The organism is Streptomyces sp. NPDC001594, assembly GCF_042893675.1.
GTDB lineage: Bacteria > Actinomycetota > Actinomycetes > Streptomycetales > Streptomycetaceae > Streptomyces.
In genome coordinates this window covers 14,099-27,618 of sequence record NZ_JBIAVB010000028.1, presented here as the reverse complement: position 1 = coordinate 27,618, position 13,520 = coordinate 14,099, and the positions used below count along the sequence as shown (strand labels likewise).

General features: G+C 67.1%; 11 protein-coding genes and 2 pseudogenes. 4 read left to right on the top strand and 9 right to left on the bottom strand.

Annotation, left to right across the window (positions count from 1 at the left end; all coding sequences use genetic code 11):
• Window positions 1–10: 10 nt before the first annotated feature.
• Window positions 11–661 carry a hypothetical protein gene (locus tag ACFY0O_RS36130; RefSeq protein ID WP_388954959.1) on the bottom strand — a complete coding sequence of 217 codons (651 nt, stop codon included), beginning with the start codon at window positions 659–661 and terminating at the stop codon, window positions 11–13.
• 312 nt (window positions 662–973) lie between these two features.
• Between ACFY0O_RS36130 and ACFY0O_RS36125 the strand changes: the two are divergent.
• The 4 genes and pseudogenes from ACFY0O_RS36125 (at window position 974) to ACFY0O_RS36110 (ending at window position 4,674) form a co-directional block, all read left to right on the top strand.
• Window positions 974–2,174, top strand: a pseudogene (locus tag ACFY0O_RS36125) (IS3 family transposase).
• A pseudogene (locus ACFY0O_RS36120) lies at window positions 2,060–2,662 on the top strand (hypothetical protein); the annotation flags it as partial. The pseudogenes ACFY0O_RS36125 and ACFY0O_RS36120, both read left to right, overlap by 115 nt.
• Window positions 2,663–4,111 (top strand): polymorphic toxin-type HINT domain-containing protein, encoded by a 1,449-nt coding sequence (locus ACFY0O_RS36115; protein ID WP_388955047.1) that lies wholly within the window; start codon window positions 2,663–2,665, stop codon window positions 4,109–4,111.
• A 41-nt stretch (window positions 4,112–4,152) separates the two neighbouring features.
• On the top strand, window positions 4,153–4,674 hold the full coding sequence (locus tag ACFY0O_RS36110) for a hypothetical protein (protein WP_388954957.1): 522 nt from the start codon (window positions 4,153–4,155) through the stop codon (window positions 4,672–4,674).
• Between the two features lie 410 nt (window positions 4,675–5,084).
• On the opposite strand, the gene ACFY0O_RS36105 is transcribed toward ACFY0O_RS36110, so the two are convergent.
• The 8 genes from ACFY0O_RS36105 to ACFY0O_RS36070 all read right to left on the bottom strand — a co-directional run bounded on the left by ACFY0O_RS36105 (window position 5,085) and on the right by ACFY0O_RS36070 (window position 13,513).
• Window positions 5,085–5,903: an IclR family transcriptional regulator gene (locus ACFY0O_RS36105; RefSeq protein ID WP_388955044.1), complete on the bottom strand. Its 819-nt coding sequence runs from the start codon at window positions 5,901–5,903 to the stop codon at window positions 5,085–5,087.
• A gap of 845 nt (window positions 5,904–6,748) precedes the next feature.
• Window positions 6,749–7,324, bottom strand: coding sequence for a sigma-70 family RNA polymerase sigma factor (locus ACFY0O_RS36100; RefSeq protein ID WP_388954954.1), 576 nt, complete (start codon window positions 7,322–7,324; stop codon window positions 6,749–6,751).
• Window positions 7,321–7,545 (bottom strand): hypothetical protein, encoded by a 225-nt coding sequence (locus ACFY0O_RS36095; protein ID WP_388954951.1) that lies wholly within the window; start codon window positions 7,543–7,545, stop codon window positions 7,321–7,323. The genes ACFY0O_RS36100 and ACFY0O_RS36095 overlap by 4 nt, the downstream gene beginning before the upstream one ends.
• Window positions 7,546–8,130: 585 nt before the next feature.
• The gene (locus ACFY0O_RS36090) at window positions 8,131–8,751 is read right to left on the bottom strand and encodes a hypothetical protein (protein WP_388954949.1); all 621 of its coding nucleotides are present in this window, start codon (window positions 8,749–8,751) and stop codon (window positions 8,131–8,133) included.
• 28 nt (window positions 8,752–8,779) lie between these two features.
• Entirely contained in the window at window positions 8,780–10,345 is a 1,566-nt protein-coding gene (locus ACFY0O_RS36085) for a glycosyltransferase family 4 protein (protein ID WP_388954946.1), read from the bottom strand.
• 17 nt (window positions 10,346–10,362) lie between these two features.
• A complete protein-coding gene (locus ACFY0O_RS36080; RefSeq protein WP_388954943.1) occupies window positions 10,363–11,508 on the bottom strand; it encodes a hypothetical protein in 1,146 nt (381 codons plus the stop codon).
• A 57-nt stretch (window positions 11,509–11,565) separates the two neighbouring features.
• Window positions 11,566–12,486 (bottom strand): UTP--glucose-1-phosphate uridylyltransferase, encoded by a 921-nt coding sequence (locus tag ACFY0O_RS36075; RefSeq protein ID WP_388954941.1) that lies wholly within the window; start codon window positions 12,484–12,486, stop codon window positions 11,566–11,568.
• Between the two features lie 115 nt (window positions 12,487–12,601).
• Complete coding sequence (locus ACFY0O_RS36070; RefSeq protein WP_388954939.1) at window positions 12,602–13,513, bottom strand: class I SAM-dependent methyltransferase; 912 nt, start codon at window positions 13,511–13,513, stop codon at window positions 12,602–12,604.
• Window positions 13,514–13,520 lie beyond the last annotated feature (7 nt).

Sequence of the window (13,520 nt, the reverse complement as noted above, 5' to 3'; positions counted from 1 at the left end):
ACCAGAGAACCTACTCCGAAGTCGCCCATTCAACCCCTTGAACCTCACGCAAATATGTGAGACTCACTGGATTCAATGCACCAATCTGCACCTCCGAGTAACCAGCCTTAATACCCCAGGGCGCCAAGTCTTCCATTGCAGGCCCAATGTCCGCCACCAGCCCCTCCGCGAAGAAGATTCTGTGCCCTGGGCGCGGCCAGAACCAATCCCCGAATGCAACTTCATTCATCGGAGCCAGAATCTGCTGAAGCTGCACGTCCGGAACCTCGACACACGAACGCCAATAGGGTGCCATATAGGCGGACTCTTGCATCACATTGTGCACAATAAACTCGGAGATTCCTTCACTCAATCGCAACCATTCTCCTGTCGATTGCCTTTCAAGAACCACGAGCGGATCTTCTACATCAAACGCCCAGGCCTGGTCACCGAAATCCTCAAGAAAAATAGCCCTGCCGCAATCAATTGCAACTTGATCCGCAGGTTTCATCTCTTTTAGAGTCATCAAAGGAGTGGACCACTGTGAAGAGAATTCATACCAGTCCTTGAGTGGGGCCGGAAGCCAATCACAGCTAGGCGGCAACTTCACCACGGCTGCATCGGCAGGGCCATGCCAGGTCCGAACAAACGAAGCCAAGTCAATCTGCATGGGATCGATCACATAGAAACTCTACTCAATAGACGACCCGTACATCGTGTCCCTGCGCGGCCGACTCAGGCAGGCCTCAGCTCAGCAGCTGATCTCCAGCCGCAGCACGCGGCCGCGCGCCCCCAGCATCGCATGCACCCCAACTCGGCTGGTACCCCGCACGACACCGCCGCGTCGGCCATCGTGTGCGCGCCGCTGCGCGTCATGTCGGCGGCCCGGTAGGCGCGCGCTCGAGGTAGACCGCCATGGCGGGGAAAGGGGCCTTGACCCTTGATCCTGGACACACGAGACACTGGATCCTGAGGATCTGAGAACGGACATCTCGTGGTCATGAAGAACTATCCGCCGGAGTTCAAGGCGGACGCGGTCGCGCTGTACCAGTCGCGGCCCGGAGCGACGATCCGGCAGATCGCCACCGATCTGGGGATTAATCCCGAGACCCTGCGCAACTGGGTCAGGGCGGCCGGCGCGAGCCGGCCCCGGGGGCGTCGGGCAGAGGCCCCCGCCGAGCCGTCGACGCCGCTTGAAGCAGAGAACGCCGCACTGCGCAAGAAGATCCGCGAGCTCGAGGAGGAACGCGAGATCCTGCGGAAAGCGGCGAAGTATTTCGCCGGGGAGACGCGCTGGTGAACCGCTTCCAGTTCGTCGCCGACCACCAGCGCCGGCACGGCGTGAGCGGCTCTGCACCATCCTGGGCATCGCCCGCTCCAGCTTCTACTACTGGTGCTCGACGGTCGCAGGCCGGGCCGCCCGCCGCGAGGCCGACGCCCGGCTCGCCGCCCGGATACGGGCCGTTCACCAAGAATCGGACGGTACCTACGGAGTTCCGAGGATCACCGCCGAACTCCGCCAGGGCGGCGAGCACGTCAACCACAAGCGCATCGCCCGCATCATGCGCACGATCGGCCTGGCGGGTCTGCGGCTGCGTCGCAGACACCGCACGACCATCGCGGACCCGACCGCCGCGAAGGCACCGGACCTGATCAGACGGGACTTCACCGCCGACAGGCTGAACAGCAAATACGTCGGCGACATCACCTATCTCCCGCTGGAAGGCGGGAAGTTCTTGTATCTGGCCACCGTCATCGACCTCGCCTCCCGCCGGCTGGCCGGATGGGCGATCGCCGATCACATGCGAACCGAGCTCGTCACCGACGCCCTGGCCGCCGCCCAGCGGACCCGCGGCAGTCTCGCCGGCGCGATCATGCACACCGACCACGGGTCTCAATACGTAAGTCGGGCATTCGCCGAAGCCTGCAGGTCAGCAGGGGTTCGCCAGAGCATGGGCGCGATCGGGTCCAGCGCAGACAACGCGCTCGCCGAGTCCTTCAACGCAGCCTTCAAACGCGAAACGCTCCAGGGAAGAAAGGCCTGGCCCGGCGAGCGAGAGGCCCGCCTCGACGCATTCCGCTGGCTCCACCGCTACAACACCCGACGCCGCCACTCCCGCCTCGGACAACGCAGTCCCATCGCCTACGAGACAGCCACCGCAACAACATCAATTACGCTGACCGAAGCCGCATAACCCGTGTCCAGGATCCGGGGTCAAGGCCCACCACCTACATCTACGACGCTGGCGGCAACCGCCTCATAGAGGAAACCGGCAGCAGCCGCACCCTCTACCTGAGTGACGCCGAGATCACCGTCAACAAGGCCGGCCAGGCCGTCGACGCCGTCCGCTACTACAGCGGCCTGGGCGCCACCACCGTCCGGCGCACCGAAGGAAAGGCCAGCAACCACAAGCTCAGCATCCAGCTGGCCGACCACCACGGCACCGCCACCACCACCGTCGACCAGAACGCCGGCCAGGCAATCAGCCGACGCAAGGCCGACCCCTACGGCAACCCCCGCGGCGCCCAACCCGGTAGCTGGCCCGGAAGCCGCGGCTTCCTCGGCAGCGGCGTCGACGACACCAACACCAGCCTGACCCACATCGGCGCCCGCGAATACGAATCCACCACGGGCCGCTTCATCTCCGTCGACCCGGTCATCGACATCACCGACCCACTCCAAATGAACGGGTACACCTACGCCAACGGAAACCCCGTCGGCAACTCTGACCCGAGCGGCCTTAAGTACTACGAAGGAATGTACGACGGCGGCTTCCAAGCCGCACCGGACAAAGCCCCAGAGGCCGCAGGAAAGTACAGTGCCAGCCACGGAACCTGGAATAGTGCCTACGGAACCGTCCGATACCAGGCGGGAGGATGCGGCTACTTCTGCACGGGCGGAACCCTCCCCAAGCCAAGCTACAGCGCCCCTCGGCCAAAGGCCCAGGCACCCGCTCCGGCCGCGAAAAAACGAGACTACTCCACATCAACTTTCGTAGACCAGGCCTTCTACGGACTGATCAGCAGTGCCGCACATACCTCATCACTGTTCGGTTGGGTAGCCGACAGCGACTGCCGGGGGGACGGCGGGCCTGGCACTCCTGGTTGCGACTACGGAGGCGCGTTTGACGAATGGGTTGATGAGCAGGGCGTAAATACCCAAACCGACGCTTACCAGATCCCCGGATTCGCCGCCGAACTTTGGGCCCACGGGAAATCAGGAGGCGGAGAAGGCCCCGGCATCATAAAGGGTCCAGGCGGAATAAAGGGCCCAGGCGGGCGTTGCTTCCTGGCCGGCACACTCGTAAAAATGTCGGATGGGTCAACCAAGAAGATTGAGGAAATTAAAACAGGGGATCAGGTACTTTCCTCTGATCCGCAAACCGGTGAAACCACATCCTCCACAGTAACGGCCCTGTACCAGCAAGAGGGAGAAAAAGACCTCAACTCCCTATCCCTGTCTACGGAAAACTGGAACGAGGAACTTACCGCCACTAGCCAGCACGTTTTCTGGTCGCCTTCGAAGCATGACTGGGTCGAAGCGGGATCCCTCGAAGTCGGCACCACCCTCCTGACCGACGAGGGCAAGACTGCCGTAGTCTCAGCAAACAAGCGGTTCACGCAGACCGTCACCACCTACAATTTCACCGTCGCCCGCCTCCACACGTACTACGTGCTGGCCGGGACGACTCCAATCCTTGTCCATAACGACTGCGGTGCCGATCCCGCCGCCGTCCTTGAACGGGCAAGAACGCTCAAGGACACGCGGGCCGATGCCACGACTTCGACAGTCGCAGTCGCCCAAGTTGAGAACGTGAAGAACCCCGGAACATTCGAGACGTGGGTGGCAACCGAAAGAACCGGCCTCCCCGATGAGTGGAAGGGAGGAAGAGCCCCACTGCGCAACGAACGCTACATTCCAGGCGCAGGGCACGCCGAAGTAGCGATCATGGATCGCTTGGGGAGTAACTGGAAACTCAACGTGCTTGCCTCGTCGACTAGAATGTGTCCTGACTGCCACGCACGAGCAACAACTCCACCCATGAATCTCGTGGAAAGCAATGTAGGCAAGGGTAGCGGAGCATCGCCGACCGGAAACACCGTATGGCGAGTAGTCGTAAGGAATCAGTGATGAGTTTGTGGAGACTAACAAGCGGACTTTCCCTCGCCAGAATGCTGCCCATCCTGGAGTGCACCGGAAGCTCACACGTAGACGAGATTGATCACATAGTCAATTTCTGTTCCACAGCGGCAATCCCCGAAGAGACCAAAATCATCACCTCGCTGACAAACCGACGAGAGAACCTGGGTCAACTCGAAGATTCATCCACGCCAGCCTACTTTGAATCGACTGCCCTCGCCATAGCGCTACTTGTGACATCAGAGCCACATGGACGCGATCGCGAATGGCGGATCGAGTCAATGGTCGGGAATTTTTGGGACTCCTGCGACGATCTGCTACATTCAAGCGGCGGCTATTCGCGGGAGGAATTCAAGGGAATCAAGACCACCCTCCGCGGAATTGAGGATATGTGGCACGAAGGAGACGTACAACTATTCCACCAGGGCGGTAACCTTGGGGGGACATACACCGAGCGCCTCTCCAAAATTCGCTCCAATTATCCGAAGCGGCGGCAAATTGCACGAATCATAGCCGAATGCGGAAGGTGGGAGACGCCAACCATTCATCCGTGACCTTCGACTAAGGAATTTCACGAAGAGTCGCACAGGAGCACCGTGGAGCCCCCTCGACAGGACGTCAAGGGGGCTCCACGCCATTCGCGCAAGAGGATTCCCCCAGCCTTCTCGGTACAGATCACGTGCAGCTGGCGCGGCTCCTGTTATGTGCGGACCTGTTCGGACGGGTTATTTCATTCACGGCGGAAAACTTAGCAGGGCATGGGAGTTCTTGGAGGCGGCCGATCAAGGAAGAGGCAGCCTTCTCTCGATAAGCCGAGCGAAGCACCTTCAAATCACTGCGGCGTGGCAGTCTGGACCGGTCTTCCCGACCTCCGCACTGGTATTGAGTAGCAGCGCGACTGCCTGGCTCCCGCGGCAGGCGACGTTCCCCGCCCGCCTGTCCGCGCGAGTCCGCAGGAGGTCGGCTACCGGGGGATCACGACGCAGGGGATGCTCGGCGTGATAGGCGGTGGCGGGTTGCTGCCTCCGACGAGGAGGGCCAGCAGGACGGCGATCGCCTCGTTGCGCAGGACGCGGGCGGCCTGGGCGAGCTTGAGCGGGTCCGGGGTAGGCAGGGAGAGGGCCACGCATTCGGGGTCGGTTCCGGTGCGGATGGGCACGGCCGCGCACACCGTGCCCAGGGCGTACTCCTGGAGGTCGAGGAGGGGCTCGCCGGGGTCGCGGGTGTCGAGTTCGGCGAAGAGTTCTTCCTGGCTGGTGATGGTGTGGGGGGTGAAGGCCTCCATGTGGTGGCGGCCGAGGTGGTCGCGGCGTTCGGCGTGGTTGAGCTGGACCAGGAGGGCCTTGCCGACGGCGGAGGCGTGGGCGGCTTCGCGGAAGTCGACCCACTCGTGGACGGCAGGGGCGGTGGGGCTGTCGGCGTACTGGGTGATGGAGACCTCGCCGTCGGTGTAGGAGGCGACGTACACCGCGGCACCGACCTCGTCACGCAAAAACGCGAGCGTCTCGCGCAGCAGTGCGCCCGCGGTACGCCCGGACTCGGCGAGCTTGAAGGAGGAGCCGGCGGCATAGACGCCGGAGGCGACCGGGGTGGCGAGCTGGGTGCGGACCAGGTTGTCGATGGCGTGGGCGAGGTGGAGCTGGGGCAGCCCGGTCTCGCGGGCAATCTGCGTCCGGGAGACCCCGCCGGTGTAGCGGTGGATGACCTCCAGGACGCGCAGGGCCCGTTGGGCGGCTTCCAGCTGGGTGTTGACCGGCTGGAGGCGCTTGGGTCGCTTGGCCATGCGGGCGCCCGGCTTCGCCTCGGCCGCCAGGCCTGCCGGGTCCAGGCGGGCGCAGCGGGCCAGTGCGGAGGCGAGGCGGGAGGTGGGGACGTAGATGTCGCCCAGGTCCTCGTCCTCTTCGAAGGTGGTGGTCTCCAGCGCGGACTGGATCGGGGGCGGGAGTTGGCGCAGGTCGGGTGGGGTGTGGGGGGTTGGGGTGATCGGGGTGGTGGAGATGGGCGGGGAGGTCCAGATGATCGATGCCCGCAGGGTGTCCTCGACGGTGTCGACGGCGGGCAGCGGCAGAACGTCCTCGCTCTCGTCAGGGGCGGAGGGCTGGCTGTGCCAGTGGTGGGCGACGGAAGTCTCGGCGCGGGAGAGGTGCAGGAGGTAGAGGGCGCGGGCGGCAGTGCCGGATCCGGCGCCGGCCGCGTACTGGAACCAGAACTGAGCCGCGTCTCCGCGGCCGGACAGGTGCAGGAGGCTCGCGAAGAGGAGGGCGGAGGGCTGGCTGTAGGGCCAGGACTCGGCGTCGAGCGCGAGGCGGGTGAAGGCCCGGCTGTCGACGAGTGCGCGGGCCATGCTGTCCAGGGTACGGGCGGCCCGCACGTTGCAGGCGGCGTCCAGGACGAGTTTGCGGTCGTCGGGGCTGCTCGGGTGTCCCCCGGGCTGGAGGGCCAGCTGGGTGTCGGTGGGCACCGGCTGGGTCAGGGCGCGGCTGAGGCGGGCGGCCGCGATCCTGCGGGCGATGCGGTGGCGGGCGGCTTCCTCGTCGTAGAAGGCGTACTCGTCGGTGAAGACTTCGGCGTCAAGGAGAGCCTCGTCCACTTCGTCTCCTGGATCCGCCTCGTTGCGGGTCATGTCGTTCACAGGTCTTTCTCCTCTCCGGGAGTCAGGTTGATTCCGATCTTCTTCGCGAGCATCCGGCGAGCGGTGTGCAGGTGGGAGCGGACCGTTCCCGGACTGATGCCCATCCGCTGAGCCACCTGGGCGGTCTCCAGACCCATGAAGTAGGTGAGCACGACGACGTCGTAGTGGCGGTCGGGGAGCTCGGCGATCGCCTCGTACACCCCCGAGCGGGACTCGATCAGCTCCAGCTGGCGGCGCGAGCCCCGGCGCAGCGCCGCGTATTTCACGGTGTCGACCAGGGCGACGCGCAGGACCTGGCCGGCGCGGTGGCGCTCGACGTGCTCGCGCAGCTGGGCCCACGCGAAGGCCTGGAGGTTCGCCTCCCTCAGCGCGTCGGGCCACACCTCCAGGAGGAAGGTGAACACGTCCTCGACCACGCTCGGGGCGGCGTCGGGGCCGAGTTCGAGGTGGGCGTACTCGAGGTAGGCGCGGTGGTTTTGGGAGTGGAAGGCCACGTAGTCCACCGGCATCACGCCGGCGAGCTCCATGGAGACGGCCTGCTCTCCGAGTGGGTCGAAATCGGCGTCGGTCATGAGCTCCCCCACTGCTGCTCGGCGCCGTCCAGGCCTGCGGCCGGCTCGCGCTCCACGGTCATCTGGACCAGCGGCTGCTGACGGTGGGCGGACAGCTCGGCAGCGCCCACCCGGACACCGGCGCCCAACAGGCGCCGAAGACCTTTCACCACGTCGGGCGCGAACACCCGTACAGCAGTCGCGCTTATCAGCGCCAGGACGAGGGGCTCGGTGCTGTTCACGTCGAAGGAAGTCCTTCCAAGCGGATCAGATGAGACCAGGCATGCCCCTTCCCCCCGGTTGCGGCAGCCAGCGGACCGGCCCTCAAAAACCGGCTCCTACTCACAGCCAAGCGAAAACAACCCCCCATCGTTCAGGGAGATTTCAAAAACTTTCTGGAGCGGGCGCATCCGCTTACCCGACGCTCACGCACGCCGGCGCACAACCCGCACGAACACCCAGCTCACAGCACCTCCCCTCCGCTGCCGCTTCACTCCCGGGACGTGAAAGCCGGCATCCAAGTTCTCGTCACCCGGTACCCCGTGCCGCACCCTTCCCACGTGGCCGGGCCGGGGGTCGACAGCCTCCCCCTGGGCCTGGGCAGAGCGGTTGGGGGGCGCGCTGGGCAACCTGACCCGGCGCGCTTCCTTCCCCGCGTCGCCTCGCCACCAGGCCATCGATGACCGGCGGCAGGTTCACCGTCCTGCTCTCGAGGGTGCCGAGCGCGATCGCTGTCGCCGCAGGCTCGAGCGGCGCTTCGCCACCGTGGCCGACCTTCTCGACTGTCTACGCCGCTCATGAGCCTTTCTCTTGTGTGGTGCGGCCAGTCAGCTGCGGCCTGCGAGGGAGATGCCGAACTTTTGGATTTGGGAGGTGAAGTCCGCCGCCCCGGTGAAGAGGTGGGCATGAAGTCCGGTGCTGGCAGCGGCCTGAACGAAGGTGGGCTCGTCGTCGAAGTACGCCAGGCGCTGGGCGGGGATGCACATGCGATCGGTGGCGGCGTGGAAGGCGTTGGGGGAGGGCTTGTCGACGCCAAGGCTGGCAGAGGAGAAAACGTGGTCGAACTCGATCTGGTGGTGTTCGAGGTCGGTGGGGAGGGCGTCGGTGCAGTTGGACAGGACGCCGACGGGCACGTGCCTGCGGATCTGGTCGAGGAGTCCGACCATGGTGTCGTCGCGTTCGCCTCGGTCGGCGCGCCAGGGGCCGAGGTGCTGGCGTACGGCGGGGCCGAAGTCATCGGCGAGGCGTTCGGCGACGTTCTCGGCCCACTCCTGGTCGGTGAGGAGACCGACGCGGGCGGCGCGGTAGCTGGGGTGGTCGTAGGCGTAGTGGTTGATGGTGCCGGGGGGCAGGCCGGCGAGGCGTTCGCTCTGGCGGGCACCGGTGTTGCGCCAGTGCCGGAAGAGGCCGTTCATGTCGACGAGCAGGCCTTCGATGCGGTCGGTCACGGTGGACTCCTTGCTGAAGGGGCCGGGCTTACGGCGCCTGGTGGGCGGTGGCGTAGAGGTTGAGGTAGTGGTCGGTGGTGCGGGCCCAGCTGTAGGTGTTCTCGACGTGCGCGCGGGCGTTGGTGGCGCGCCGGGCGAGTTCATGGCGGTCGCCGAGCGCGGCGGTGAGGGTGTGGGCCAGGTCGTCGCTGCTGTCGGCGGCGACGAGCCAGCCGGTGGCGTGGGAGCCTGCGCCGATGATGGTGCGGGTGGGGCCTCCGGTCGCGGTGGCGATGGGCGGGGTGCCGCAGGCCATGGCTTCGAGATAGACCATGCCGAACGGCTCGTTGACGGCTGGGGCGACCATGAGGTCGGCCGTGTTGAGGCCGGTGGGGAGTTCGTCGTGGCCGCGCCAGCCGAGGAAGTACACGTGTTCGCTGATGCCGAGGTCGGCCGCGATGTCGGCGGGGTGACGCCCTTCGTACTCGCCGGGGTATCCGCCCCACATCAGTAGGGCGGGCGCGGGGTCCAGGCGGGTGCGGGCGGCGGCGAATGCCTTCAGGAGGACGGGCACACGCTTGAAGTCGAGGAACCGGCCGACCCACAGCAGCAGCAGGCGCAGCTGTCCGTGGTCGTCGTGGAGGCGCTCGAGGTCGCGTTCGGTGTAGCGGATGCTGCCGGGCTTTTCGCCCGGGGCCCAGCCCTGGGGGTCGGTGACGAGCCAGCGGCGCAGGTGCTCAAGCCGGGCGGCCTGGTCGAGGTGGTGGGGCTGGAAGGTGTGGGTGTCGACGCCGTTGGGGACGACGGGCGGTGCGCTGTCCAGGTGCAGGAGTTCGGTGGCGAGGTTCTGGTCGTGGTCGGAGACCGTGATGAGCTGCCCGGCGTGGCCGGCGGCCTGGTGAAGCCGGTGGATCCAGTGGTGGGAGTGGATCCACTTCTCCCAGTCGGTGTCGGCCAGGAGGTGGGCGTCGGGGTCGTTGAGTCCGGCGGTCTTGGCGATGCGTGCGGCTTCGGTGTGGCGGTGGGGGCTGCTGCTGTGCAGGAGGTGGGCCAGGTCGGTGAGGGAGGTCTGGGCGCGCTGCGCGAGGCGGGTGCGTTCCTGCATGCCGGCCAAGAGCTTGAGTTCGGTGCCGTGGAGGGTGGTGACTCGGGGGATGCCGGGGTAGGCGGCGCGGGCGCTCATCTGGAGGGGGCTGAGGTGGTGGAGGTGCAGAACGGTGGGGTGGAGGCTGCGGTGCATGGTGAGGTGTCGGGTCCAGGCGGAGGTGAGGCGGTTGGCGTCGGCGGGCGGGACCGCACTGTAGAGCGGGTCGGGGCAGTGGCCGCGGTCCTCGTAGGAGGGGTGGAACGGCCAGGGAGCCGCCTGGGGGTTGTCACCGCGTTCGAACGCGGCGCGGGCGCCGTTGTGGTCGTAGGGGTAAAGGTCGAGGCCCTTGTAGAAGGTGAAGGCGTGGGAGGGTTCGCCCGGGGCTCCGAGGGATCCTGCGTGCAGGCGGGTGGTGATGCTGCGGGAGTTGAGTTCGCGCAGGTGGTAGCGGACGACCTGGGCGCTGCCCCCGCGGGGCCAAAACTGGATGGCGGTGTCTACGACCATGGGGTGGTTGGTGCTTGGCATGGGTGCTCCCGGGGTGGTCAGGGGCGGGGGTCGATGATCAGCGGCTCGGCGCCGGCGAGGCGTCCCTGCCAGTAGGTTTCCTGGGGGTCGCGTGGGGCGCGGACGGTGAGGGCGAGGACCTGGGCGAGGTTGTGCCGGTCGCGCAGCGGGACCGGTCGGCCGAGGTGGAGGGTGCGGGTGCCCGCGTCGAGGGTGAACGCCAGCCCGGGCAGTCCGATCTTCGCGAGGCGTTCCTCGACCTGGGGGGCGGTGACCGGTTCGCGGTGGGGCACGGTGCGCAGGCAGAGGTCGCGCTGGGCGGCGGGGCAGCGGTTGGTAGCCAGGCAGGTGGGGGTGTTCCACACTCCGGCGCGGTCGCCGCGGCCCAGGACGTAGGCGAGGGCGCAGATGTTGGTCTGGAAGAAGGGATGGGCGGCGTAGCGGTCGGGAAGGGCGTGGAGCCAGTCCCAGGTGGGCCGGGGCCAGACGGAGTCGGCGGCGCGCGGGTCCAGGGCCGGGTCGGCGAGGGCCGGCCACAGCTCGGTGATCTGGTCCATCGCCGAGGGCTTGACCTTCGTGCCGACGGCGACGGTGCAGGCGGCGTAGCGGACGGCGAGGTCCATCACGCGCTCGAGGGCGTCGGGGGTGCTGTTCTGCGGGAGGGCGGGCCGCCAGTAGTGGATGACGGGGATGTCGGCGGCGTGCAGGCGGGGGAAGTTGTCGCGCAGCGCGGTGTGGTTGATGCCGCGTTCGATGTCGGGGCCGAGGCCGGAGTAGCTGAGGTAGACCAGGATCGGCAGGCCGGCGGCGCGGTTGCGGGCGATGGGCTCCACGACGTCGTCGGGGATGGCGCACTTGGTGATGATGCAGACCGGGTTGCGGACGGTGGAGGCGCCGAGCAGGTCGAGGAGCGCGGTCAGGTGGGCGCGGGTGACGGGGGTGGCCAGGGCATCGGTGCAGGTGTAGAGGGCCAGGACCAGCGCGGGGTGGTAGTAGCGGTGCGCGAGGAGCTGTTCGACGGTCTGCTCGGGGGTGGCGAGCACCGTCGGTTTGACGGCGGTGAGCCCGAGGTCTTCCAGGTAGCAGTAGCGGCACCGTTTGGGGCAGCCCTGGACGGGGTTGACGGCCAGCCAGGTGTCGTGCTGGTTGATGACGGGTTCGTAGACGGGCGGGGTGGGCGGCATGGGTGCTCCCTTCGGGCCGCCGCTCGCGGTGGGCGGCGGCCCGAAGGGAGCGGCGGATCAGCTGGTGCTCGGGGCGGGTGCGTCGCCGGATTCGCGGGCGAGCTTGCGCAGGATGGGCCCGTACTCGGGGTGGGCGAGGGCGGTGGCCATCTGCGCGACGAGGTAGTCGGCCGGGTTGCCGGTGTCGTACCAGCGGCCGGAGATGACCTGGCCGTAGACGGCCCGGCTGGCGGCGTAGGCGTTGATGGCGTCGGTCAGGTAGATCTCGCCCTGGCGGTGCTCGTACCAGCGGCGGGTCTGCTCGCGGAGCTCCTCGATGATCGCGGGGGTGATGACGTAGCCGCCGATCGCCGCGTACCCGGAGGGGGCGTCGGCGGGCTTGGGCTTCTCGACTAGGCCGGTGATGCGCAGGAGGCCCTGGCCGAGGTCTTCCTTGACGACGGGGACGCCGTAGCGCTGGGAGTCGGCCGGTGCCATCGGCATCAGGGCAAGCACGGGGCAGTTGGTGGTCTCGTAGGCGTGGATGAGCTGCTGGGCTCGGGGTACGTCGGCGACGAACACGTCGTCGGGCCAGAGCACGAGGACGGGTTCGTCGCCGAAGGAGCGGGCGGCGTTCAGGACGGGGGTGCCGTTGCCGTAGGGGCCGTGCTGGTCGAGGTAGGTGATGTGGCCCTGGCGGGCCAGCTCGCCGACCTCTTCCACCGCGTCCGCGTACTCCTTCTTGCCGTCCGCGCGCAGCTGCTCGACCAGGGCGGGGTTGGGGCGGAAGTGGTCCTGGATGAGGCTCTTGCCGCCGGAGACGACAATGGTGATGTCGGTGATGCCGGAGGCGACGAGCTCCCGGACGGTGTGCTCGATGACGGGCCGGTCACCGACCGGGAGCATCTCCTTGGGCGTGGCCTTGGTCAGCGGCAGGAGGCGGGAGCCGAGTCCGGCGGCAGGGATCACGGCCCTGCGGATCGTCGGGTTCGCGGGCATCAGGGGGCTCTTTCCGTCGGTGGGCTGGTCCCGCACCGGCCGGCGGGACGTCCCCCGACGCTACCAACGCCCCCGGCGCCTCATCGGCCGCCGGCCGGGCGGCGCACTGGCGTGGTCAGGAGCAGAGGAAGCTGCCGGTGTACTTCGTCACCGCGAAGTAGCCGTTCTCCTTGATCGCGTCGGTGACCTGCTCGGCGACGCGTTCACGCAACTCGGCGAAGAACGCCTCGTCCAGGCGCTCGTCGGGCTCGGAGGACGCGCAGCAGTGGTTGTGGCCGACCTGGTAGAAGCGCATGAACGGGGCGGGGTCGGTGAAGCGGAGCTGGTCCTGCCACGTGACCCTTTTCACGGTCTCGAAGTGGCCGGAGAGCTGCGCGGCGCCGTTGTCCAGGGACAGCCGGCCCTTGGGGGTGGCCTTGAACAGGTAGGCGGGGGCGTTCATCGCCTTCAGGGCGGTGAAGTGGACCTGGTACATCTCCAGCATGCTGTCGGGGCGGTCGGTGGTGAGCTGGAAGATGCCGCCGGGGCGCATGACGCGGCGGACCTCGGAGAAGCAGCGGTCGAGGTCGGGCACGTAGTGGATCATGTAGTTGGCCATGATCCGGTCGAAGGAGTCGTCGGCGAGCATCGACAGGTCGTCGGCGCTGCCCTCGATCCACGTGCACGCGGTGGCGGTGCCGTGCATGCGGGCCCGGGCGGCCTCCAGGACGGCCGGCGCGACGTCGAGCCCGGTGATCGTCCCGTCCGCGAGGTGCGGGCGCAGGTGTTCCAGGACGAAGGCGTTGCCGCAGCCGAGGTCCAGGAGGTCCTCGGTGCCGGTGAGGGCCAGGTTGTCGATCATGTGGCCGACCATGGACGTCGGGTTGGTGCGGAAGCGGTTGTGGACGTCCTGCTTGACGTCCAGCATCCGGGTGTCGTTGAAGAAGAGGTCGCGGGCGGTCTCCATGGAGAACTCGAAGTGCCGCTCGGGGATGACCTCCCCCGCGAGGGCGTCGAGGGCGGCGGTACGGAAGTTGATCTGGCTCATGGGGATC

Bases quoted from the DNA above. Each gene is read 5' to 3' on its own strand.
- ACFY0O_RS36115 (WP_388955047.1), top strand. From the start codon at position 2,663: ATGAACGGGTACACCTACGCCAACGGAAACCCCGTCGGCAACTCTGAC.
- ACFY0O_RS36110 (WP_388954957.1), top strand. From the start codon at position 4,153: ATGCTGCCCATCCTGGAGTGCACCGGAAGCTCACACGTAGACGAGATT.
- ACFY0O_RS36105 (WP_388955044.1), bottom strand. From the start codon at position 5,903: ATGGCCAAGCGACCCAAGCGCCTCCAGCCGGTCAACACCCAGCTGGAA.
- ACFY0O_RS36100 (WP_388954954.1), bottom strand. From the start codon at position 7,324: ATGACCGACGCCGATTTCGACCCACTCGGAGAGCAGGCCGTCTCCATG.
- ACFY0O_RS36085 (WP_388954946.1), bottom strand. From the start codon at position 10,345: ATGCCAAGCACCAACCACCCCATGGTCGTAGACACCGCCATCCAGTTT.
- ACFY0O_RS36080 (WP_388954943.1), bottom strand. From the start codon at position 11,508: ATGCCGCCCACCCCGCCCGTCTACGAACCCGTCATCAACCAGCACGAC.
- ACFY0O_RS36075 (WP_388954941.1), bottom strand. From the start codon at position 12,486: ATGCCCGCGAACCCGACGATCCGCAGGGCCGTGATCCCTGCCGCCGGA.
- ACFY0O_RS36070 (WP_388954939.1), bottom strand. From the start codon at position 13,513: ATGAGCCAGATCAACTTCCGTACCGCCGCCCTCGACGCCCTCGCGGGG.